This window comes from Nocardioides piscis, from assembly GCF_011300215.1.
Classification (GTDB): Bacteria; Actinomycetota; Actinomycetes; order Propionibacteriales; family Nocardioidaceae; genus Nocardioides; species Nocardioides piscis.
Genome location: NZ_CP049866.1, coordinates 2,595,289 through 2,615,789, shown reverse-complemented (window position 1 = coordinate 2,615,789; position 20,501 = coordinate 2,595,289). Strand labels below are relative to the sequence as shown.

The 20,501-nt window shown below is 70.2% G+C and carries 24 protein-coding genes and 1 pseudogene; 13 read left to right on the top strand and 12 right to left on the bottom strand.

The window, feature by feature from the left end:
* The first annotated feature begins 56 nt into the window (after window positions 1–56).
* Window positions 57–1,649 carry an AMP-binding protein gene (locus G7071_RS12865; protein ID WP_166319396.1) on the top strand — a complete coding sequence of 531 codons (1,593 nt, stop codon included), beginning with the start codon at window positions 57–59 and terminating at the stop codon, window positions 1,647–1,649.
* Here G7071_RS12865 and G7071_RS12860 read toward each other — a convergent pair.
* On the bottom strand, window positions 1,646–2,230 hold the full coding sequence (locus tag G7071_RS12860) for a TetR/AcrR family transcriptional regulator (RefSeq protein ID WP_166319394.1): 585 nt from the start codon (window positions 2,228–2,230) through the stop codon (window positions 1,646–1,648). The two genes, G7071_RS12865 and G7071_RS12860, sit on opposite strands and share 4 nt — an antisense overlap.
* A 27-nt stretch (window positions 2,231–2,257) precedes the next feature.
* Complete coding sequence (locus G7071_RS12855) at window positions 2,258–2,551, bottom strand: PaaI family thioesterase (RefSeq protein WP_166319392.1); 294 nt, start codon at window positions 2,549–2,551, stop codon at window positions 2,258–2,260.
* A gap of 74 nt (window positions 2,552–2,625) precedes the next feature.
* On the opposite strand from G7071_RS12855, the gene G7071_RS12850 reads away from it, so the two are divergent.
* Entirely contained in the window at window positions 2,626–3,066 is a 441-nt protein-coding gene (locus G7071_RS12850) for a hypothetical protein (protein ID WP_166319390.1), read from the top strand.
* Here G7071_RS12850 and G7071_RS12845 read toward each other — a convergent pair.
* The 4 genes and pseudogenes from G7071_RS12845 to G7071_RS18730 all read right to left on the bottom strand — a co-directional run bounded on the left by G7071_RS12845 (window position 3,060) and on the right by G7071_RS18730 (window position 5,922).
* Window positions 3,060–3,995 carry an acyl-CoA dehydrogenase family protein gene (locus tag G7071_RS12845; RefSeq protein WP_343043496.1) on the bottom strand — a complete coding sequence of 312 codons (936 nt, stop codon included), beginning with the start codon at window positions 3,993–3,995 and terminating at the stop codon, window positions 3,060–3,062. The two genes, G7071_RS12850 and G7071_RS12845, sit on opposite strands and share 7 nt — an antisense overlap.
* A 98-nt stretch (window positions 3,996–4,093) precedes the next feature.
* Window positions 4,094–4,156: pseudogene (locus tag G7071_RS19855) on the bottom strand (hypothetical protein); the annotation flags it as partial.
* A 102-nt stretch (window positions 4,157–4,258) separates the two neighbouring features.
* Window positions 4,259–5,032, bottom strand: coding sequence for a class I adenylate-forming enzyme family protein (locus G7071_RS19700; protein WP_206062798.1), 774 nt, complete (start codon window positions 5,030–5,032; stop codon window positions 4,259–4,261).
* Window positions 5,029–5,922 (bottom strand): AMP-binding protein, encoded by an 894-nt coding sequence (locus G7071_RS18730; RefSeq protein WP_206062797.1) that lies wholly within the window; start codon window positions 5,920–5,922, stop codon window positions 5,029–5,031. Before G7071_RS18730 ends, G7071_RS19700 begins: the two co-directional genes overlap by 4 nt.
* A 184-nt stretch (window positions 5,923–6,106) precedes the next feature.
* On the opposite strand from G7071_RS18730, the gene G7071_RS12835 reads away from it, so the two are divergent.
* The 5 genes from G7071_RS12835 to G7071_RS12815 are packed head-to-tail and all read left to right on the top strand — an operon-like array spanning window position 6,107 to window position 10,130.
* Window positions 6,107–6,715 (top strand): biotin transporter BioY, encoded by a 609-nt coding sequence (locus G7071_RS12835; RefSeq protein WP_166319388.1) that lies wholly within the window; start codon window positions 6,107–6,109, stop codon window positions 6,713–6,715.
* A 4-nt stretch (window positions 6,716–6,719) separates the two neighbouring features.
* Window positions 6,720–7,706 carry an AMP-binding enzyme gene (locus tag G7071_RS12830; RefSeq protein ID WP_166319386.1) on the top strand — a complete coding sequence of 329 codons (987 nt, stop codon included), beginning with the start codon at window positions 6,720–6,722 and terminating at the stop codon, window positions 7,704–7,706.
* Window positions 7,703–8,851 (top strand): thiolase family protein, encoded by a 1,149-nt coding sequence (locus G7071_RS12825; protein ID WP_166319384.1) that lies wholly within the window; start codon window positions 7,703–7,705, stop codon window positions 8,849–8,851. Before G7071_RS12830 ends, G7071_RS12825 begins: the two co-directional genes overlap by 4 nt.
* Entirely contained in the window at window positions 8,845–9,528 is a 684-nt protein-coding gene (locus G7071_RS12820) for an energy-coupling factor ABC transporter ATP-binding protein (RefSeq protein ID WP_343043495.1), read from the top strand. Before G7071_RS12825 ends, G7071_RS12820 begins: the two co-directional genes overlap by 7 nt.
* Window positions 9,525–10,130, top strand: a complete 606-nt coding sequence (locus tag G7071_RS12815) for an energy-coupling factor transporter transmembrane component T family protein (RefSeq protein ID WP_166319382.1) — start codon at window positions 9,525–9,527, stop codon at window positions 10,128–10,130. Before G7071_RS12820 ends, G7071_RS12815 begins: the two co-directional genes overlap by 4 nt.
* 12 nt (window positions 10,131–10,142) lie before the next feature.
* On the opposite strand, the gene G7071_RS12810 is transcribed toward G7071_RS12815, so the two are convergent.
* Both G7071_RS12810 and G7071_RS12805 read right to left on the bottom strand, forming a co-directional pair.
* Window positions 10,143–11,312: an acyl-CoA dehydrogenase family protein gene (locus G7071_RS12810; RefSeq protein WP_166319380.1), complete on the bottom strand. Its 1,170-nt coding sequence runs from the start codon at window positions 11,310–11,312 to the stop codon at window positions 10,143–10,145.
* Window positions 11,313–11,325: 13 nt separating this feature from the next.
* On the bottom strand, window positions 11,326–12,171 hold the full coding sequence (locus tag G7071_RS12805) for a 3-hydroxybutyryl-CoA dehydrogenase (RefSeq protein ID WP_166319378.1): 846 nt from the start codon (window positions 12,169–12,171) through the stop codon (window positions 11,326–11,328).
* Between the two features lie 78 nt (window positions 12,172–12,249).
* Here G7071_RS12805 and G7071_RS12800 point away from each other — a divergent pair, with 78 nt between their 5' ends.
* From G7071_RS12800 to G7071_RS12775, 6 genes are all read left to right on the top strand, one after another.
* On the top strand, window positions 12,250–12,945 hold the full coding sequence (locus G7071_RS12800) for a TetR family transcriptional regulator (protein ID WP_166319376.1): 696 nt from the start codon (window positions 12,250–12,252) through the stop codon (window positions 12,943–12,945).
* 105 nt (window positions 12,946–13,050) lie between these two features.
* Complete coding sequence (locus tag G7071_RS12795; protein WP_166319374.1) at window positions 13,051–13,671, top strand: YceI family protein; 621 nt, start codon at window positions 13,051–13,053, stop codon at window positions 13,669–13,671.
* Window positions 13,672–13,773: 102 nt separating this feature from the next.
* Window positions 13,774–14,364: an NAD(P)H:quinone oxidoreductase gene (gene wrbA / locus G7071_RS12790; protein ID WP_166319372.1), complete on the top strand. Its 591-nt coding sequence runs from the start codon at window positions 13,774–13,776 to the stop codon at window positions 14,362–14,364.
* 254 nt (window positions 14,365–14,618) lie between these two features.
* Window positions 14,619–14,933 (top strand): OB-fold domain-containing protein, encoded by a 315-nt coding sequence (locus tag G7071_RS12785; RefSeq protein ID WP_206062796.1) that lies wholly within the window; start codon window positions 14,619–14,621, stop codon window positions 14,931–14,933.
* Window positions 14,930–16,162 carry a lipid-transfer protein gene (locus G7071_RS12780; RefSeq protein WP_166319370.1) on the top strand — a complete coding sequence of 411 codons (1,233 nt, stop codon included), beginning with the start codon at window positions 14,930–14,932 and terminating at the stop codon, window positions 16,160–16,162. Before G7071_RS12785 ends, G7071_RS12780 begins: the two co-directional genes overlap by 4 nt.
* 5 nt (window positions 16,163–16,167) lie before the next feature.
* Window positions 16,168–16,917: an SDR family oxidoreductase gene (locus G7071_RS12775; RefSeq protein ID WP_206062795.1), complete on the top strand. Its 750-nt coding sequence runs from the start codon at window positions 16,168–16,170 to the stop codon at window positions 16,915–16,917.
* 18 nt (window positions 16,918–16,935) lie between these two features.
* On the opposite strand, the gene G7071_RS12770 is transcribed toward G7071_RS12775, so the two are convergent.
* Genes G7071_RS12770 through G7071_RS12755 form a run of 4 tightly spaced genes read right to left on the bottom strand, consistent with a single transcriptional unit; the run spans window position 16,936 to window position 20,499 of the window.
* Window positions 16,936–18,114, bottom strand: a complete 1,179-nt coding sequence (locus G7071_RS12770) for a lipid-transfer protein (protein ID WP_166319366.1) — start codon at window positions 18,112–18,114, stop codon at window positions 16,936–16,938.
* Window positions 18,111–18,545, bottom strand: a complete 435-nt coding sequence (locus G7071_RS12765) for a MaoC/PaaZ C-terminal domain-containing protein (RefSeq protein WP_166319364.1) — start codon at window positions 18,543–18,545, stop codon at window positions 18,111–18,113. The genes G7071_RS12770 and G7071_RS12765 overlap by 4 nt, the downstream gene beginning before the upstream one ends.
* Window positions 18,542–19,600, bottom strand: coding sequence for an acyl-CoA dehydrogenase family protein (locus G7071_RS12760; protein ID WP_166319362.1), 1,059 nt, complete (start codon window positions 19,598–19,600; stop codon window positions 18,542–18,544). Before G7071_RS12760 ends, G7071_RS12765 begins: the two co-directional genes overlap by 4 nt.
* The gene (locus G7071_RS12755; protein ID WP_166319360.1) at window positions 19,600–20,499 is read right to left on the bottom strand and encodes a bifunctional MaoC family dehydratase N-terminal/OB-fold nucleic acid binding domain-containing protein; all 900 of its coding nucleotides are present in this window, start codon (window positions 20,497–20,499) and stop codon (window positions 19,600–19,602) included. Before G7071_RS12755 ends, G7071_RS12760 begins: the two co-directional genes overlap by 1 nt.
* Window positions 20,500–20,501: the final 2 nt, after the last annotated feature.

The window sequence follows — 20,501 nt, the reverse complement described above, 5'->3', positions numbered from 1 at the left end:
TGGGCCAGCACCCGACGACTCTTGCTTAGTGAACATCCCCTAACTACAGTGCCTCCATGAGTTCCTCCACCCTCCGGGCCACGTCAGTCCACGGGATCCTCGAGGCCGCGGTCGAGGCCGATCCGGATGCACCCGCGGTGTCCTTCGTGGACGGACCTGGCTTCACGCGGCAACAGCTCCTGACCGAGGTACGGCGAGTGGCCGCTGGGCTGGCCGCCGCAGGGGTCGCGCCGGGTGACCGGATCGCGATCCTCGTCGGCAACCGTCCTGAGTTCCTGGTGACCTACCTGGCCGTCTCGTCGCTCGGCGCCGTCTCGGTGCCGATCAACACGGCGATGCGCGGGGACGTCCTGACCTACATGCTCGAGATGGTCGGGCCCTGCCGCCTGGTGGTGGAGGCGGAGTACTACGACGCGGTCCCCCAGGAGCTGGCAGGGGCCGGCACCGTGCTCTCCACGTGGTGGATCCCGAGCCGTGAGGGGGACCAGCTGCCCGTCGGGGCGCTCGCCTTCTCCGACCTCAGAGAGGCCGAGCCACTCCGCGACTCGCACGAGAGCGGGCACGCTGAGCTGCTCTCCATCCTCTTCACGTCCGGCACCACGGGCCCCTCGAAGGGCGTCATGTGGTCGCACCGGACCGCGTTGGCCTTCAGTGAGAACGCAACCTGGGTGATGGGATACACGGCGCAGGACACCATCTACACGTGCCTCCCGCTCTTCCACATCAATGCTCTCTTCACCGCCTTCCTGGCGGGTCTGCAGCAGGGTGCGCCGGTCGTGGTCTCACCGCGGTTCAGCGCGAGCCGCTTCTGGCGTGAGATCACCGACTCCGGCGCCACCGTGACCAACATGCTGGGCGCGATGGGAGCCATCTTGTGGAAGCAGGAGCCTCAGCCCGAGGAGTCGACCCACCGACTGCGACTGGCCATGGTGGTGCCGTTCCCCAAGCGCGACCACATCGCCTTCGAGCAGCGCTTCGGAATGCTGATCAATGAGCTCTACGGCTCGACCGACACCAGCATTCCCATCGGCACACCGCACGGGGAGCGTCGTCCCGGGTCCTGTGGGCGGCCGGCGCCCGGCTGGGAGGTGGCCCTGGTCGATGCCATGGACGAGCCCGTGCCGGCCGGTGTCCCCGGTGAGCTGGTCACCCGACCCTCGAGGCCCTTCGTCGGGCAGCTCGGCTATTGGAGCCAACCGGACAAGACCTGGGAGGCCCACCGCAACGCGTGGTTCCACACCGGCGACATGCTGATCCAGGACGACGACGGGTGGTTCTACTTCCAGGACCGGCTCAAGGACGCCCTTCGGGTCTCGGGCGAGAACGTGAGCAGCTTCGAGGTCGAGCAGGTCCTGTCGTCACACCCTGCAGTCGCCGAGGTGGCCGTGTTCGGCGTGCCGAGCGACCTCGGCGAGGACAGTGTCATGGCCTGTGTCGTCACCGAGAGCGGACACCAGCTGGAGCCGTCCGACCTCGTCGACTTCGCCGCGGGGCGGCTCCCCTACTTCGCCGTACCCCGCTATGTGGACCTGGTCGACCAGCTGCCCAAGACCTCGACCCAGAAGATCCGCAAGCAGGAGCTCCGCAGCCGTGGCATCTCGACCACGACCTGGGACGGCGGGCAGCGGCGCAGCTCCTCGGCCCGCTAGCCGGGCCCTGTCAGGTCGAGACCCAGCACCGCGCACGCCGCCTGGGTCAAGGTCTCCCTCAGCACGTCGTCGGGCAGGGTCACCTGGTGGAACAACACTGCCTGGATGGCGCCGATCGCGATGTGGACCTTGGTCCGTGTCATCGGCTCGTCCAGGCCCTCGAGCTCCCCGAAGACGTGGACCCACTCCTCGAGGTAGAGCCGCTGCTTGCGGCGCAGGCGCACCTGGTCCTCGCGGGGCAGGTTGGAGATGTCGTTGTGGTAGACCTGCGCGAGGTGGCGCTTGCTGACGACGAAGTCGACCTGTCCTGTGATGAGCTCGTCGAGGGCCGCCCGGAGATCGGCGTTGCCCTCCACCGCTGCCCGTCCCTGCGCCAGCAGGTCGTCGATGACCTGCTCGAAGAGCACCACCAGGATCGCGGACTTGCTCTCGAAGTGGCGGTAGATGCCTGACCCCGTGATGCCGGCGCGTTCTCCGATCTCCGCCATCGACACGGTGTGATAGCCGCTGTCGGCCAGGAGCCCCGCGGCAGCGTCGAGGATCTTCTCCCTGCGGGCGGGGTCACGCGTGCGTTGTGCCAAGGTCAGGCTCCTTTCGGTGTCGCGATCCTAGTGCCGCGTCACGGTGGCGACCGCGCAGGTACGGCCGGCCTCGTCGCGGGAGGTGACCTGGACGACGCCCAACGTGCGGCCACGGTGCACCGGCTCCGCGGTGAGGTGCAGCACGGTTCCTTGCGGTGCGCCTCGGACGATCTGTATCCGGATCGATGCGGTGCGCGCCGGAGCCGGCATCGCGGTTGCGGCCATCCACTCGAGCAGACAGAAGACCATCCCACCGTGGAAGTGCCCCAACGGATTGGAGAACCGCTCGGAGACGGTGACCCGAGCGCCGCTGCCGGACACGACCACGTCCTCGCCCAGGAGCGCCGTGAGGCTCGCGGCGTCGGCAGGTCGAGGCGACCGGGAAGCGGGGGCCGGTGGCCCCCCGGACGGGCGTCGACGAACCGAGCGCGCATGGAACAGCGCGCCACGACGCCACCACGGCTGTCAGTGACCTCACCCTCCACCAGGGCGCCCTCCGGGTCCTCGTGCACGACGCGAGCGCTGCAGGCCACCGGGGTGCCGTCGGTCGGCACGAGCCCCACGACATCCACGGAGATCTCCGTGCTGAGCGCCCAGCCGTCGCTGAGCTGGACGGCGGCATAGCCCAGGACGACATCGATGAGCACGCCGAGTCCGGCGACCTCTCCCTGCCCGTCAGGCCCCGCCAGCCACGGGCCGGTGGGCACGGTTCCCGCGATCGAGCCGTCATCATCGACCCTCAGCCCCTGGAGGCCGAACAGCTGCTCGGGCACGCCCGCGATCATCGGCACCGGAGGCGCGTCTGCCGCCGGCGCGGGGCCCGGCGCCATCAGTAGGACCTCGGAAGTCCAAGGGTGTGCGTGGCCACGAAGTTGAGGACCATCTCCCTGCTGACCGGGGCAACCTTCAGCAGGCGTGCTGTCCCCCACAGGTGCGCCAGGCCGTACTCGGTGGCCAGCCCGTTGCCCCCATGGGTCTGGATGGCGGTGTCGAGGGCTTTCAGGGCGGCCTCCGCCGCGGCGTACTTGGCCATGTTGGACGCCTCTCCCGCTGGCAGCCCGTGGTCGTGCAACCAGGCTGCCTTCGCCGTCATGAGTCTCGCGAGCTCGACATCCACGGCAGCCGCCGCGAGCGGGTGCGAGACCCCCTGGTGGGAGCCGATCGGCACACCCCACACCTCACGCTCACGGGCATACTTCGAGGCCTTCGCCAGCGCGTAGCGAGCGATGCCCGTCTCGATCGCAGCACCGGTGATGCGTTCAGGGTTGAGCCCACGGAAGACGATCTCCATGCCCGCACCCACGTCCCCGACTCGCCTGTCGTCGGCCACGCGGACACCGTCGAAGGTCAGCGTGTACTGCTTCTCGGGAGCCCGGACCTCGACCGGGATCAAGGCCCGGTCGAGTCCCTCGGCGTCCGTGGGGACCACGAACAGCGTCATCTCGCCGCGACCGTTGTCTGCCGTGCCGGTGCGCGCGACGACCAGGAGGTTGGAGGCCTCGTCCACGCCGGATATGTAGTACTTGGTGCCCGACAGGACCCATTCGTCCCCGTCTCGCACAGCCCTGGTCGAGAGCTGATGGGTGTTCGAGCCGGCGTCGGGCTCGGTGATGGCGAAGACGATCTTGTCGGTCCCGTCCGCCATGGCGGGCAGCCAGCGCTGCTTCTGCTCGACGGACCCGAACTCCTTGATGACCTCGCCCGAGATCGCGGCCGAGACAAGGAGCAGCAGGAGCGGGCTGCCGGCCGCAGCGGTCTCCTCCACGACGATCGCCAGCTCCTGGATGCCCGCGCCTCCCCGCCGTACTCCTCCGGCAGGTTGACCCCGAGGAGGCCGGACTCCCCCAGGGCACGCCACAGGTCATGCGTGCGGCCGTCCTCGGCGAGGACCTTGCGCAGGTAGTCGTCACCGAACCCGGCGCACACCTGGGCCACGGTCTTGCGCAGCGAGGCGTGCTCGTAGCTCTCTTCGAAGTTCAACTGGTCTCCTTGGTGCGCCGCGTTCAGGCCGGCGCCCTTCGTGATGGGTCAGGACTGCAGGGACTGGCGGATGCGGTACTTCATCACCTTGCCGCCGACGGTCTCGGGCAGCGCGTCGACGAAGATGACCTCCTTGGGGGTCTCGAAGCCGGCCAGACGCTCGCGTCCGAAGGCGATGAGCTCCTCGGCCGTGACGCCTCCGTCCACGACGGGGACCACCACCGCCGTCACGGCTTCGCCCCACCGCTCGTCGGGGACACCGACGACGGCGACCTTCTGAACGCCCGGGTGCATGGAGAGCACGGACTCGACCCGGATGGTGGAGACGTTCTCCCCACCGGACTTCACCAGGTCCTTGTAGCGGTCCACCATCACCCGCAGGCCGTCGTCGTCGAACAGGCAGCTGTCGCCGGAGTGGAACCAGCCGCCCCGCAACGCCTCCCGGGTGGCTGCCTCGTCCTTGTAGTAGCCGGCCGTCATCACCGGGGAGCGGTAGACGGCCTCGCCCGCCTCGCCCGGCAGGTCGACCGGCCTGCCCTCCTGGTCGAAGATGCGCGAGGCCAGCAACGGGCTGGGCAGTCCGACGTAGTTCTGCTGGGGCGCCGTGGCCTCATAGACCTCGGGCCACATGCCCGGCCAGAACCGGTGGCAGGAGATCGACTCGGTCTGACCGAAGATCTCGACGACCTCGAGGGCGGGAGCGTGCTTCTTCAAGGTCTTCAGGACAGCCGGCGGCAGAGCCGCCCACCCGTAGACCGCGACCGTGAGCGAGGACGCGTCGCGCTCGCCACCCTCCAGGACGTCGGCGAGTGCCTTCATCATCGCGGGCGATCCCCCCACAGTGCCGTGACCTTCTCCCGGTCGATGGCGTCCGCGATGGCGACGGGGTCCGGGGCTCGGCCCAGCACGATGGAGCCTCCGGCGGCAAACGCGGAGAGAGCAAAGACCAGGTGCCCGACGTGATACATCATCGGCAGGAACGTCGCGACCTTGAGGTCACCCTCGAAGCGCAGGCCACGGGTGAGCGTCAGGGCGAAGCCGTGCGCGGCCAGCACGGCAGACGAGTGGGAGCCCATGACGCCCTTGGGCATCGCGGTGGTCCCGGAGGTGAAGAGGATCTCCCAGATGTCGTCGCCGTGCACGGTCGCCTCGGGTTCGGTCGTGGGACGGTCGGCGACGAAGTCGGTGAACGAGCGGCTGCCGTCGATGACGGCACCGCCCACCTCGATGGTGACGTCGGGGGTGCGGCCGTAGGCCCCGAACGCCGCCTCCACGCGGGGCCAGAGCTCGGCATCCACCACCACGAGCTTCGGGTCGATCCTCTCCAACAGGTGCTCGACCACGTCCGGGGCGAGATTGGGGTTGAGCGGCGAGACGACGACCCCGACCTTGGCAGCGGCCAGCTTGAACGCGTAGCCCTCCACCGTGTTCTCGCAGACCATCACCACGCGGTCACCACGACCGAGCCCCGAGTCGCTCAGGCCGTGCGCAACCTGGTTCATGAGCTGATCGAGCTGGAGGAAGGTGAGCCGCTCGTACGCCGGGTCGGCGCAGGCCCCCGGGGCCGCGACCAGGGCCTCCCTGTCGGGGGTGCTCCAGGTGAGGCGCTCGACGAGGTCGGCGACGCACACCCGGTCCCACCGCTTGTCCGCACGGCGGTCAAACAGGGTCTCGACATCCAGCGCGACAGACTCTGACGACGATGAACTCATTCCTTGCCTCCTCTGTGATGGTCATCTCACCTTAGCGAATACGCATTCACTTGCCAAGAGTCGCTGGGGTAGATTTCCGTCGGAACACCGTCATTGACCCGGCAAAGTGAACTTCTGATCACTACCATGTGATTGCCAGTCGAACGGATGACGCCGTCACGAATCCAGATGCGAAGGTAGAGCCATGTCCCGCAGCCCCTCCACGTCCACCAACCGCGATCTCGCGCTCGTCGCCGTCTTCGCCGGCATCGTCGCGGTGCTCGGCCTCGTCCCGGCCGTCTCTGCGTTCGGTGGCGCCGTGCCCATCACAGCGCAGTCGTTGGGCGTCATGCTGGCGGGCGCCATCCTCGGACCGCGGCGCGGCGCGATGGCGCTCGTCGTCTTCCTCGCCCTGGTCGCACTGGGGCTCCCGCTGCTCGCGGGCGGGCGCGGGGGGCTCGGCGTCTTCGCCGGACCGTCGGTCGGCTATCTCATCGGCTTCCCGGTCGCGGCCTACGCCGTGGGCGCCTTCACCTATGCGATGGCTGCGCCCTACCGGCTTCCGTGGGGCCTGGCCGCCAACCTGATCGGCGGCGTCGTGATCCTCAACGTCCTGGGCATCATCGGCATGATGGCCCGGGCGGACCTCACCCTGTCGGCTGCCACAGCCGCGGCTGCGGTCTACATCCCCGGGGACGTGGTCAAGGCAGTCGTCTGCGCGATGGTGGCGCGCGGCGTGCATGCGGCCTACCCGGGGCTGTTGCCGGAGCGTCGTTCGCGGCGCACGTCCGAGCATGCGGATGCCTCCGCCTGATCCCGTGGACGTCCTCGGGGCCGAGGATCCTCTCGTCGCCTTCACGGACGCCCACCGCGAGCACCGACTGCTCGCACTGAGGACGTCGGGGACCGCGGGGTCGCCGCGCACGGTCGTTCGGACGACTGAGTCCTGGATGGAGTCGTTCCCCCACGTGTCGGCGCTGTTGGGGATCGACTCCTCCAGCCGCGTGTGGGTCCCCGGCCCCATCACAGCGACGATGAACCTGTTCGCGGCGGCGCACGCCGACTGGGCGGGGGCGGCGCTCGCGACCGGGCCCCACGACGCGACCCATGCCCACCTCACCCCGTGGGCGTTGCGGCGTGAGCTCGCAACCCGACCCGGCGACCTGGCAGGACTGCACGTCCTGACCGCCGGTGACCGGCTCGAGCGCACGACGTACGACGCCGCGCGGAGCGTGGGCGCCGAGGTCAGCCACTACTACGGCGCCGCCGAGCTCTCGTTCGTCGCCTGGGGCGATCACGCCGATGCCCTGCGGCCGTTTCCCGGGGTCGAGGTGGCCAGTCGCGACGGTGCACTGTGGGTCCGGTCGCCCTACACCTGCCAGGGCTATCGAGAGGATGAACATCTCCTCCAGCGCGACGCGGAGGGTTGGGTGGGCGTGGGCGACCGCGGCGAGGTCGTCGACGGGTTCGTCCGGGTCCACGGACGCGACGGCGGCATCACCACGGGCGGCGCCACGGTCCTTGTCGCCGACATCGAGCGCCCGCTGCGCGAACAGACCACCGGCGACCTGGCGGTCGTCGGACTCCCCCATGCCGACCTGGGGGAGGTCGTGGTCGCCGTCGTCTCGCGCCATGACGACGTCGCGCGCCTGGCCTCCCACGCGCGTCGCGTGCTCGACCCGGCTCAGCGGCCGCGCCGCTGGCTGCACCTGGACCCGCTGCCCCGCAACCCCACTGGGAAGATCGACCGGGTCGCGCTCGCCGCAGAGGTCGCGGCAATGGCGGCGAGGGGTGGTGACGAATGACTTCCGGGCACGGCCGTTCACAGGCACCGGTGATCATCGCCGCGGCCCGGACGCCGATCGGCACCGCCGGCCACTCGCTGTCCAAGCTGACGGTGGACCGGTTGGGCGCCCCTGTGCTGACCTCCCTGCTCGCTCGGGCCGGTGTCGACGGTGGGCTCGTCGACGACGTGATCCTGGGCAACTGCACGGGTCCGGGAGGGAACGTGGCCCGGCTGACCGCGCTCACGGCCGGGCTGCCGGAGGAGGTGCCCGGCCTGACCGTCGACCGACAGTGCGCGAGCGGTCTTGCTGCGATCGGGCTCGCCGCCCACCTGGTGCGCGACGGAGCCGGCATGGTGCTCGCCGGCGGCGTCGAGTCGGCCAGCACCGCGCCGTGGCGCTTCTGGCCCCCGGTCGGAGGTGGTGAGCCTCAGCGCTACACGCGCGCTCCCTTCGCTCCCGAAGGGCTCGACCTCGACATGGGCATCTCGAACGACCTGCTGGCAGCCGAGGCCGGCGTCAGCCGGCAGCGTCAGGACGCCTACGCGGCCCGGTCTCACGCTCTGGCCAGCGCCGCCCAGGAGGCCGGGGTCTTCGACTCCGAGATCGTCGCCGTCGAGGGAGTCGTGCGTGACGACCGGCCCCGACCCGGCCTGACGGCCGAACGGCTCGCCCGTCTGCGGCCGGCGTTCCGGGCGGGTGGGACGGTGACCGCCGGCAACTCGTGCGGAGTCAGCGACGGAGCAGCCGCCGTGGTCGTGGTCAGCTCGCACCACCACCAGGAGCTGGGCCAAAGCGGCCTCCGCATCCTCAGCACAGCGACGGCCGGGGTCGCGGCCGCGCGCCCCGGGAGAGGCCTCGTCCCGGCCGTCCGGATCGCGCTGGACCGGGCCGGGGTCAGCCTGGTCGACATCGACGCCATCGAGCTCAACGAGGCCTTCGCCGGACAGGTGCTGGCATGCTGCGACGAGCTGCGACTCGATCCTGATCGGGTCTGCGAGGAAGGCGGTGCCCTGGCGCTCGGGCACCCGTGGGGCGCGTCCGGGGCCGTGCTGGTCGTCCGCCTGTTCTCCCGGCTCGTCACCCGGCGACAGGGGCGTCTCGGCCTGGCCGCGATCGCTGCCGGCGGTGGCATGGGAGTGGCCATGGTGGTGGAGTCGTGCTGATCGACTTCCGGGGCGTCTCCCACACCTATCCCGGCCGCGTGGGACACGTCGTCCGTGACCTCGACGTTCGGTTGGACGAACCCCGCATCGGCGTCATCGGCGCAAACGGGTCCGGGAAGTCGACCTTCGCCCGGATGCTCAACGGCCTCGTCGTGCCTTCCGCCGGGACGGTGACGGTCGACGGCCTGGACACGGGGCGGGACGGACGCCAGGTGCGCAGGAAGGTGGGGTTCTGCTTCACCAACCCCGACTCCCAGATCGTGATGCCGACGGTCGCCGAGGACGTGGCGTTCGGTCTGCGGCGGCGAGGACTGTCGAAGACGGAGATCGCCGCGCGCGTCGCCGACGTGCTGGCTCAGCACGGTCTCGCAGACCACGCCGACCACCCCGCGCACCTGCTCTCCGGAGGGCAGAAGCAGCTGCTCGCCCTGGCGTCGATCCTGGTGACCGAGCCCAGCCTGTTGGTCATGGACGAGCCGACCACCCTGCTCGACCGGCGCAACACCCGGACGGTCGCGGAGCTCATCACCCGGCTCCCCCAACAGGTCGTCATGGTGACCCACGACCTCGAGCTGCTCTGCGACTTCGACCGGGTCCTGGTCTTCGACGAGGCCCGGCTGGTCCACGACGGCCCACCCGCCGAAGCGGTCAAGCTCTACCGCGAGCTGATGGGATGACGGGCGTCATCGGGCTCTACCGGCCCGGCGTCTCGGCGCTCCACCGGATGTCTGCGGAGACCAAGCTCGCCGTGCTGGTCGTCGGTGGAGCCGGATCCGTCTTCGTGAGGACTCCAGCCGTCACCGCTGTGTCGCTCGCTGTCGTGCTGCTCGGACATGTCGTGGCCAGGATCCCGCCCCGCGTGCTGTGGGACTCCCTCCGCCCCGTGCTGTGGGTCGCCGTCCCGCTCGCCGCGTTCCAGGTGCTCGTGGTCGGGTGGGCGCGCGCGAGCGTCATCGTCGGGGTGATCCTCGCCCTGGTGATGCTCGCCAACCTCGTCACGCTCACGACCCGCACCACCGACCTCGTCGACGTGGTCGTGAGACTCCTCCGGCCTCTGCGCTTCCCCGGCGTCAACCCGGAGCGGGTCGCGCTGATGCTCAACCTCGGCATCCGTGCCGTGCCGCTGGTGATCGAGCTGGCCGCCGAGGTCCGCGACGCCCAGCACGCGCGCGGACACGCGGCCAGTCCCCGCGCGTTCGCCGTACCCCTCATCGTCGGCGCCCTGCGCCGGTCCGAGGAGATCGGGGACGCGCTCGCCGCGCGCGGTTTCGAGGACTGACGGGGCAGACGATCAGGAGCGGCTCAGCAGCTGGCGGGCCATCACGATCCGCTGGACCTGGTTGGTGCCTTCGTAGATCTGGGTGATCTTGGCATCGCGCATCATCCGCTCGACCGGGAAGTCCTGCGTGTAGCCGTAGCCGCCGAGCAGCTGCACCGCATCGGTGGTGATCTCCATCGCGACGTCCGAGGCGTAGCACTTGGCGGCGGCTCCGAAGAAGGCGAGGTCGGCGTCGTCGCGCTCGGACTTCGCTGCCGCGACGTAGACCATCTGCCGGGCGGCCTCGAGCTTCATCGCCATGCCGGCGAGCATGAACTGGATGCCTTGGAAGTCCGAGATCGCCTTGCCGAACTGGCGGCGCTCCTTGACATACCCCACGGCGAAGTCGAGCGCTCCCTGGGCGATGCCGACCGCCTGCGCGCCGATGGTGACCCGGGTGTGGTCGAGCGTGCGCAGCGCCAGCCTGAGGCCTGTGCCGGGCTCGCCAATCATGCGGTCTCGGGGAAGGCGCACGTTGTCGAAGAGCAGCTCACGGGTCGGCGACCCCTTGATCCCCAGCTTTCGCTCCTTCTCGCCGAAGGAGAAGCCAACGTCGGACTTCTCCACGACGAAGGCACTGACGTTGCCACCGCGAGGGCCGTCGGGGTCGGTGACAGCGAGGACCGTGTAGAACTCCGAGACCCCGGCGTTGGTGATCCACGACTTCTGGCCGTTGAGCACCCACTCGTCGCCGTGGAGCACCGCGCGGGTCCGCATGGCGGCGGTGTCGCTGCCGGCGTCGCGCTCCGACAGGCCGTACGAGAAGCCGGCCTCGCCCCGGGCCAACGGCGTGAGGTACTTGACCTTGAGCTCCTCGCTCGCGCCGAGGATCAACGGCAGGCTGCCGAGCTTGTTGACGGCCGGGATCAGCGAGGACGAGCCACAGACCCGCGCCACCTCCTCGATGATCAGGCAGGTGGCAAGCGCATCGGCTCCGACGCCGTCGTAGGCCTCGGGGACGTGCGCGGCGAAGAAGTCCGAGGCGACCAGCGCCTCGTGGGCCTCCTGCGGGTAGCGGGCCTGGTCGTCGACCTCCGCGGCGTGCGGCGCGATCTTGTGCTCCGCCACCCGGCGGACGGCCTCGCGCAGGGCCTCGTGGTCCTCGGAGAGACGGAAGAGGTCGAAGTCGGTGCTGGTGCCCATGGGCCGGGTCCGTTCAGGAGTAGGTGTAGAAGCCACGACCGGACTTGCGGCCCAGGAGGCCCGCGTCGACCATCCGGGCCAACAGCGGCGGGGCGGCGTAGAGCGGTTCCTTGAACTCCTCGTAGAGGGACTCAGCGACCGCCTTCGTGGTGTCGAGGCCGATGAGGTCCGCCAGGGCGAGCGGGCCCTGCGGGTGCGCGGCTCCGAGGACCAGTCCGCGGTCGATGTCCTCGGCGGTGGCGAAGCCGGACTCCAGCATCCGGATGGCCGAGAGGACGAACGGGATCAGGAGGGAGTTCACGACGAATCCCGCGCGGTCCTGGCAGTCGATCGCCTGCTTGCCCAGCGCGCCTTCGACGAAGGATCGGCTGCGGGCGGTGGTCTCGTCGGAGGTGAGCAGGCTGGGGACCAGCTCGACGAGCTGGAGCACCGGGACCGGGTTGAAGAAGTGGATGCCGATGACGTTGTGCGGGCGGGCGGTCACCACGCCCAGCTTCATGATCGGGATCGACGACGTGTTGGAGGCGAGGATCGCGTCAGGGTCGGTCACGACCTTGTCGAGGGTGCGGAACAGCTCGGTCTTGGCGTCCTCGTCCTCGACGATCGCCTCGACGACGAGCTCCCGATCCGCGAGCTCACCGAGGTCGGAGACCACGCGGATGCGGCCCAGCACGGAGGCCGCCGACTCGATCTTGCCCTTCGCCTCGGCGCGCGCGAGCGATGTCTCGAGTCGAGCCCTGCCGGCCTCGACCGCTCCATCGCTGGACTCCACCACCACGACGTCTAGCCCCGCGCGGGCGGACACCTCAGCGATGCCTGCGCCCATCAACCCGCAACCGACGACTCCTACGCGCTCCATGCTTGCCCTCTCTGTGGAAACTCAGTACCGTTTCGAAGCGTACTCAGTACCGTCCAGTAGGGAAATGAGGATGCCGCGATGCGGACCCCGGCGATGCGAGAACGACTGGTGGACGCGGCATTCGAGCTCTTCGAGGAGCGCGGGTTCGACCAGACCACCGTTGACGACGTGGCCGAGCGCGCGGGCGCCGGGCGCACCACCTTCTTCCGGCACTTCCGGGCCAAGGAGGACGCGGTCCTGGCTGACCACGACGCACTATTGGCGCGGGTCACCACGATCCTTGCTGCCCCAGAGGTCGAGGGCCCGCCCGCAGATGCCTGGCAGGCACTCACCAAGCGCGTGGTCTCGGCCGCGCGGGCGGTGCTGGAGCACTACGTCGCGGAGGGCGAGCGAGCACGCCGGCGCTATCGGCTCTCAGCCACCGTGCCCGCGATCAGGTCCCGGGAGGTGGCCGGGATGCGGTCCTACCAGCATGCCTTCCGAGCTGCCATCAAGGCAGGCTTCGGCGGCGACGAGCGATCCGGCCTCGACGCGGAGCTCGCGGCCACGGCGGCGATCGCGGCGACCCATCACGTCCTGCGTCGGTGGCTGCGTTCGGAGACGCAGTCCCCCCAGGCCGACTTCGACGCCGCCATCACCCATGCTCTCACTCCGTGGCTGCCCGTGGCTCCGCAGGAGGTCACGCTCCCCCCTCGAGTGGTGGCCGCCGTCCGGCGTACGACCCCGCTCCTCGAGGACCTGCTCGACGAGCTGCAGGCCATGACCTCCGGCTGAGCCGGCGCCGCGCGAGACCCAGATCACACGCCTGCGGGAATGAACTGGCCATCGGACGACTTGAGTTAGTTGTCACTACAACCAATCGCCCTCCAGGAGCACCCCATGTCCTTCTTCCGCCGCACGCGCAAGACCACCACCGCCCCCGCCATCGCAGCCGCCCCCGCCTCCGTCGCGGTGGCCCCGGCCGGCTCCGTCCTCACCGGTGACTACAGCATCGACGCCAGCCACTCCCGTCTTGGCTTCTCCGCCCGCCACGCGATGGTCACCACCGTCCGCGGCAACTTCAACGACTTCACCGGCACCGCGCACGTCGACGCCGAGACGCCGGCCAACTCGGTGGTCAACCTGACCATCAGCGCCGCCAGCGTGAACACCGCGTCCGCCGACCGCGACGGCCACCTCACCTCCGAGGACTTCTTCGACGTCGCGACCCACCCGGAGATCTCCTTCGCCTCGACCTCGGTCGAGCGCGACGGCACGGAGTGGAACATCACCGGCGACCTGACCATCAAGGGCACCACGCGCTCCGTCACCATCCCCTTCGAGGAGACCGGCACCGCGGTGGACCCGTTCGGCAACACGCGCGCCGGCTTCGAGGGCGCGATCTCGATCAACCGCAAGGACTGGGGCCTGACCTGGAACGCGGCCCTCGAGACCGGCGGCGTCCTCGTGTCCGAGAAGATCAAGCTCGAGCTCGACATCTCGGCCATCAAGAACGCCTGACCCACGCCCCGACAGACCCCGCCGGACCCTGACCAGGGTGCGGCGGGGTAGTCACGCGACCGGGGGTTGTCCTGGCCGCTGGAGGTGATTAGCGTCGAGTAGATGACGAAGTTATCGATCATCTACTACTCCAGCTACGGCACCGCACACGCGATGGCATCGCGCATGGCCGAGACCGCCGAGGCACAGGGCGCCGAGGTCAGACTGCGTCGCGTCAGGGAGACCGCCCCCGACGAGGTGGTCCAGAGTGTCGAAGGATGGGCCGCCCATGCGGCCTCCGTCGCCGACCAGCCCGTCGCCGAACCCGACGACATCGCGTGGGCCGACGCGGTCATCATGGGCTCCGGGACCCGCTACGGCCACGTCACCAGCCAGCTGCAGGCCTACATCGACACCCTCGGCCCGTTGTGGCAGGAGGGCAAGCTCGCCGACAAGGTCTATGCGTCCTTCACGTCCAGCCAGACGCTGCACGGCGGGCAGGAGACCACCATCGTCGCCATGCTCACCACGTTCTGCCACTTCGGCGGGATCATCGTGCCGCCCGGCTACACCGACCAGACCAAGTTCAACGACGGCAACCCCTATGGCGTGGGTGTCGTCACCGGTCAGGGTGGGGTCGACGACACCGCCAACACGGCGCTCGACCACCTGGTCACCCGGGTGCTCACGGTCGCGAAGCGACTCGGGTCCTGACCCGCAAGGCCGCCGCACGAAGCAGCACTCGTCGGCGCCGCGGGGCCGGCTGAGTCCTGCTGGTCGAGAGCGCGACAGGCACGAAGGGGTCCTGGTCCCGATACTCCCGAGGGAGACAAGGGAGGGCCCATGACTGTCACGCCTGTGATCGAGGGTTGGTTCACGACGGGTGAGCGGCCGGCGCTGTTGGGGTCGGCGTGCACGTCGTGTCGCACCGTGTATTTCCCGCCGGTGGGGGGTTTTGTCGTAGTCCGGTGTGTGAGGGGGTGGGGTTCGAGTCGGTCGAGCTGGGTCGGCGGGGTCGGGTGTGGTCCTACACCGATGCGCAGTACCAGCCGCCGCCGCCCTACATCCCGGCTCACGAGGTGCATGTGCCGTTCGCGTTGGCTGCGGTCGAGCTTCCCGAGGGGTTGGTGGTGCTGGGTCAGGTCGCGGACGGGTTCGGTGTCGCTGAGTTGAGCGTGGGGGCGGTGGTCGAGCTGGTGGTGGAGACGTTGTACGCCGACGAGTCGGGTGAGCGCACGATCTGGCGTTGGAAGCCGGTCGTGGACGAAGGAGCGTCGGCATGAGTGTCAGGACGGACAATCGGGTCACGGTCGCGGGGGTGGGGATGCACCCGTGGGGCAAGTGGGGCAAGAGCTTCGTGGAGTACGGGGTGGTCGCGGCCCGGGCGGCGTTGGCTGATGCGCAGATCGGCTGGTCCGAGGTGGACCTGGTCGTGGGTGGGGAGACGGTCCGCAACGGTTATGGCGGGTATGTCGCGGGGGCGACGTTCGCGCAGGCGTTGGGGTGGAACGGTGCGCGGGTCGCGACGTCGTATGCCGCGTGCGCGACCGGTGCCCAGGCCCTCGACACCGCCCGGGCGCGGATCCTGGCGGGTCTCTCGGAGGTGGCGTTGGTGGTGGGGGCGGACACGACCCCGAAGGGGTTCCTGGCCCCGAATGCCGGGGAGCGGTGGGACGACCCGGACTGGTTGCGGTTCCGGTTGCTGGGGATGACCAACCCGGCCTATTTCGCGTTGTATGCGCGGCGTCGGATGGACTTGTATGGCGCCACGTCGGAGGATTTTGCGGCCGTGAAGGTCAAGAACTCCCGCCATGGCCTGGCCAACCCGAACGCGCGGTATCGCAAGCAGGTCAGTGTCGCTGAGGTGATGTCCAGCGCTGTGGTGTGCGACCCGCTGCACCTGCTCGACATCTGCGCGACCAGTGATGGCGCGGCCGCGGTGGTGTTGTGCTCACCCGACTACGCGCGCCGCCACGGGCTGGTCGAGGCGGTGCAGGTCGCGGCGATCTCGACGGTGACCCCGACGTTCCCGAACACGGTGATCGACATGCCGTTGTTGTCCACTGATGCACCCCCACCCTCGTCGCCGGAGGGTGAGGAGAGTGCTCTGTGCCCGTCACGAAACCGGACCTTCAAGCAGTCGATCGCCCACGCGGCCTACGAGGAGGCCGGCATCGGGCCCGACGATGTCGACGTCGCCGAGGTCTATGACCTGTCCACCGCGCTCGAGCTGGACTGGATGGAGGACCTCGCGTTGTGCAAGGAGGGCGAGGCCGAACAGCTCCTGCGTGCCGGGGAGACCACCATCGGTGGCCGGGTCCCGGTCAACCCCAGTGGTGGGTTGGCGTGCTTCGGTGAGGCCGTCCCGGCCCAGGCGCTCGCGCAGGTCTGCGAGCTCACCTGGCAGCTGCGCGGCCAGGCCCACGGCCGCCAGGTCGACGACGCCCGGGTCGGAATCACCGCCAACCAGGGCCTCTTCGGCCACGGCTCCTCAGTGGTCCTCGTCCGATGAGCACCATGGACTTCGCCGGGAAGACGGCACTCGTCACGGGCGGCACGCAAGGCATCGGGTTCGCCGTGGCGGAGGCCCTGCTGGCGGCCGGCGCCGACGTCGTGGTCGGGGGACGTCGCGAGCCGAGCCGGCTCCCGTCCGCACGAGGACGCACCGCCACCTGGGGGGCAGCGGACATCCGCGATCCGCGCCAGGCCGAAGAGCTGGTCCAGCAGGCCCATGCACGACACGGACGCCTCGACGTGCTGGTCAACAACGCAGGCGGGTCGCCGGACGCACCTGCGGCCAGCCTCTCCCCCCGCTTCGCGGAGCGGGTCGTGGCGCTCAACCTCCTCGCGCCCTTCTACCTCGCCCAGGCGGCGAACACCCTGATGCAGGCCGGGGACGGCGGGTCCATCATCAACATCGGCAGCGTCTCCGGCAGCCAGCCGCAGCCGGGGACGGCGCCATACTCCGCCGCAAAGGCGGGACTGCGCGTGCTCACCAACGCCCTGGCGATGGAGTGGGCCCCGCGCGTGCGCGTCAACCACATCACCACGGGCCTGGTGCGGACGGAGGGCTCGGCCGAGCTGTACGGCGACGGCGCCGCCCTGGCCGCGGTGATCCCGATGGGACGCCTGGCGCTCCCCGGGGACGTCGCGGGGGCCGTCCTCTTCCTGGCCGGCGACCACGCCTCCTACATCACCGGCTGCGACCTCGCGGTGCACGGTGGTGGAGAGCTCCCCTCCCGCTACCTCGCGCTGCAAGGGTCCTGAGGGCCGGTCGGGGCTCGGTCAGGTCGCAGCACCGAGCACGAGACCGCTCGTCGGGACGCCCGTCCCGGCCGTCACGACGACATTGGTGACGTCGGCCGGCTGGTTGACCGACGTCCCCCTGACCAGTCGCACCGCCTCGGCGATGCCGTTCATGCCGTGGAGGTAGGCCTCCCCCAGCTGTCCGCCGTGGGTGTTGAGCGGGAGCCGGCCACCGGGGTCGAGGTGTCCGTCGGCCAGGAGGTGCCGCGCCTCACCGCGGCCGCAGAAGCCGAGCTCCTCCAGCTGCGGGAGGACGAGCGGAGTGAAGTGGTCGTAGAGCACGGCCGCCTGCATGTCCTGCGGCCCCAGGCCGCTCTGCGCCCACAGCTGGCGTGCGACGAGTCCCATCTCGGGGAGTCCGGAGATGGCGGGGCGGTAGTACGACGTCATCATGTGCTGGTCCTCCCCCGCCCCCTGGGCGGCACCCAGGACGTAGGCGGGCGGGTGCGGGAGGTCGCGCGCCCGCTCGGCCGAGACGACGACGACGGCCTGACCGCCGTCGGTCTCCTGGCAGCAGTCCAGCAGCCGCAAGGGCTCGGCGATCCAGCGGGACGACTGGTGGTCCTCGAGCGTGATCGGGCGGCCGTGGAACCAGGCGTGCGGGTTGGTCGCCGCGTGCGCCCGGTCGATGACGGCGACGCGTCCGAAGTCCTCGCTCGTGGCGCCGTACTCGTGCATGTAGCGCCGCGCGAACATCGCCACCCACTGGGCGGGGGTCGAGAGGCCGTACGGCGTCATCCAGGAGTAGGCCGCGCGGTCGGCGCTGGTGTCGACCGGCCGGCCGGCCTGACCCAGGCCGTAGCGCTCGCCGGAGCGCTCGTTGAAGGAACGCCAGCAGACGACCACCTCGGCGAGGCCCGCGTTGATCGCCGCGACCGCGTGGGCGACGGTGCCGCAGGCGGCGCCACCGCCGTGGCCGACCCTGGAGAAGAACGACAGGTCGCCGATGCCGACGTTGCGGGCGACGTGGTTCTCCGAGGAGGACTCGGCGGTGAAGGTGACCATGCCGTCGACGTCGGAGGGCCGAAGACCCGCGTCGGCGATGGCCGCAGTGACCGCCTCGCAGGCGAGGCGCAGCTCGCTGCGGCCGGAATCCTTGGAGAAGTCGGTCGCCCCGATACCGACGACGGCCGCTTCGCCGGCCAGCGAGCGCTTCACGCCGCGCTCCCCTCGTCGCGGCGGGTGGGCTCGACCACGACCAGGCCGCTCACGTGGGTGCCCAGGGAGTTGTCGCCGCGCACCTCGACGGTGACGGTTCCCTCGTCCACGGCGGTCACCGTCCCGGTGATCGTCATCGTGTCGCCGGGATGGTTCGGCGCGCCCAGCCGGACCTTGACCCGGCGGATGCGGACGTCGCCGCCGAGCCCACGCCGGACGAACCTCTCGACCAGGGCGTTGCTCGTCAGGATGTTCATGAAGATGTCCCGGGAGCCCCGCTGCAGGGCCAGGGCGGGGTCGTGGTGGACGTCCTGGTAGTCCCTGCTCGCGATCGCGGTCGCCACGATCAGGGTGCGGGTCAGCTCGATCTCGAGCGTCGGCAGGGTGGTGCCGACCTGCGGGACCACGACGAGGTCGTCGAGCCCCGTCATGACCCGGCCTCGCCAGCCGCCACGAGCGAGCCCAGGTGTTGCAGCGCGGCCTCCGGACCACCGAGCGTCGAGGCGATCTGCTTGCCCCACAGGAAGTGGCGGTGGACCGGGTAGTCGAGATCGACGCCGATCCCCCCATGGACGTGCTGCACGCGGTGCACGACGTCGAGACCTCCCTGCCCGCACCACCAGCCAGCCACGAGGGCGGCCCGCTCGGCGTCCCGGCCGTCGGCGTCACAGGTCAGCGCCTGCCACAGGGTCAGACGCATCGCTTCGACGTCGATCCAGCAGTCCGCGAGCTGGTGCTGGACAGCCTGGAAGGACCCGATCGGCCGTCCGAACTGGTGGCGCCCGGTGGCGTATGAGGCAGCGAGTCGCAGCGCACCCTCGGCCACTCCGACCTGCACGGCGGCCAGCGCCAGGCGCGCCCATCGCAGCACGTCGGTCAACGCCTCCGGGCCACCGAGCCGCTGCGCCGGCGTCGCGTCGAGCACCAGCTCGCCTGCGGCGGCGAGGTCAGTGGTGCCTGTCGGCTGCCAGGCGAGGCCCGCACTCGGGACCAGGAAGACACCGGGTCCGTCGGGGGCGGTCGCGCTGACGAGGACGTGGTCGGCGCCGAACGGATCAGGCACGACCGCCTTGAGCCCGGTGAGCTCCCAGCCCGAGAGCGGGTCGTCGGACCCGGTCGGGCGAGCGAGGCACCGCGGTGAGGCGGGTTCGGCGCCGTCGTACTCCTCCAGCGCCACACTCAGCCGGCTGGACCCGTCCGCGGCCCCCGCCAGGAGGTGCTCGGCGCCATACCGGACCAAGGTCAGCGTCGCCACCAGGTGGGGCCAGATCGGGGCGGGGGCGACGCGACGCCCCTGCTCCTCGAGCACCACGCAGACCGCGTCCAGGCCGAGACCGGCACCACCGTGCTCGTCGGGGACGACGAGCCCGAGCAGACCTGTCCGACCGAGCTCGGTCCACAGTCCGTCCCCCTCGCCGAGGTCGGTGAAGAGCGTGGCGGCCAGGGCCTGCAGCTCGACCAGGTCCTCGGACAGCGTGAAGTCCATCAGTCCTCCTGGGAGGTGGGTGCGGGGGTGAAGAGTGGGAGGCTGAGATCAGGGTCGGCATCGAGCCACTCCACGACCAGGGGCATCCCGATCTCCAGCTCATCGGCCGTGACGCCGGTCAGGTTGGTGATCAGGCGGGTCCCCTCCTCGAGCTCCACCAGCGCCACGAGCAACGGGTAGTCGAAGGCAGGGTCCCTCGGGTGGTGCGCCACCACCCACGAGTGGAGGGTGCCGCGACCGCTCGCCTCGACCACGTCCCAGTCGAACGACTGGCAGTCCGGGCACTGTGGACCCGGCGGATGGCGAAGCGTGCTGCAACCTGCGCAGCGCTGCACCACGAGCCGGTGTGCCAGCGCGGCGTCGAACCAGAACTGGTTGTCGCGGTTGACCGCCGGTCGCGGCCGCAGTGGCCGCGGCTCCGCGGCAGGGGCCGGCCTGAAGCGCAGCGTCCGCCACCGTTGGGTGGCGACCACCTCTCCGCCGACAACGCGATAGGTCTTGCAGGTGGTCACGAACCGTCCCGCACCCAGCCCTGTCTGCTTCTCCGGCGAGATCGACTCGACCACCTCCTCCACGCTGACGTGGTCACCCGGCACCAGGTCTCGCAGGAGCTCCAGGTCGGAGTCGGTGGCGACGACCGAGGTGTAGCCGCCCTCGGCGAGCAGGGCCACCAGGTCGTCGAAGGGGCCGGCCGCTGGCCCTGGTCGCACGGTCTTCTCATAGCCGCGCATCGTCCAGGCCTGGACCATGGTGGCCGGTGCGACGTCGGTCGGTCCGGTGTCGCCCATCGCCTCGCGCCAGTGGCGGATCATCGGTTCGTTGACCGGGTCCTGCGCCGGCGTGGGCTCCTGGAGGGTCCGGCCGACGAAGGCGGCCAACCTCGCGTCGTACGACGACATGC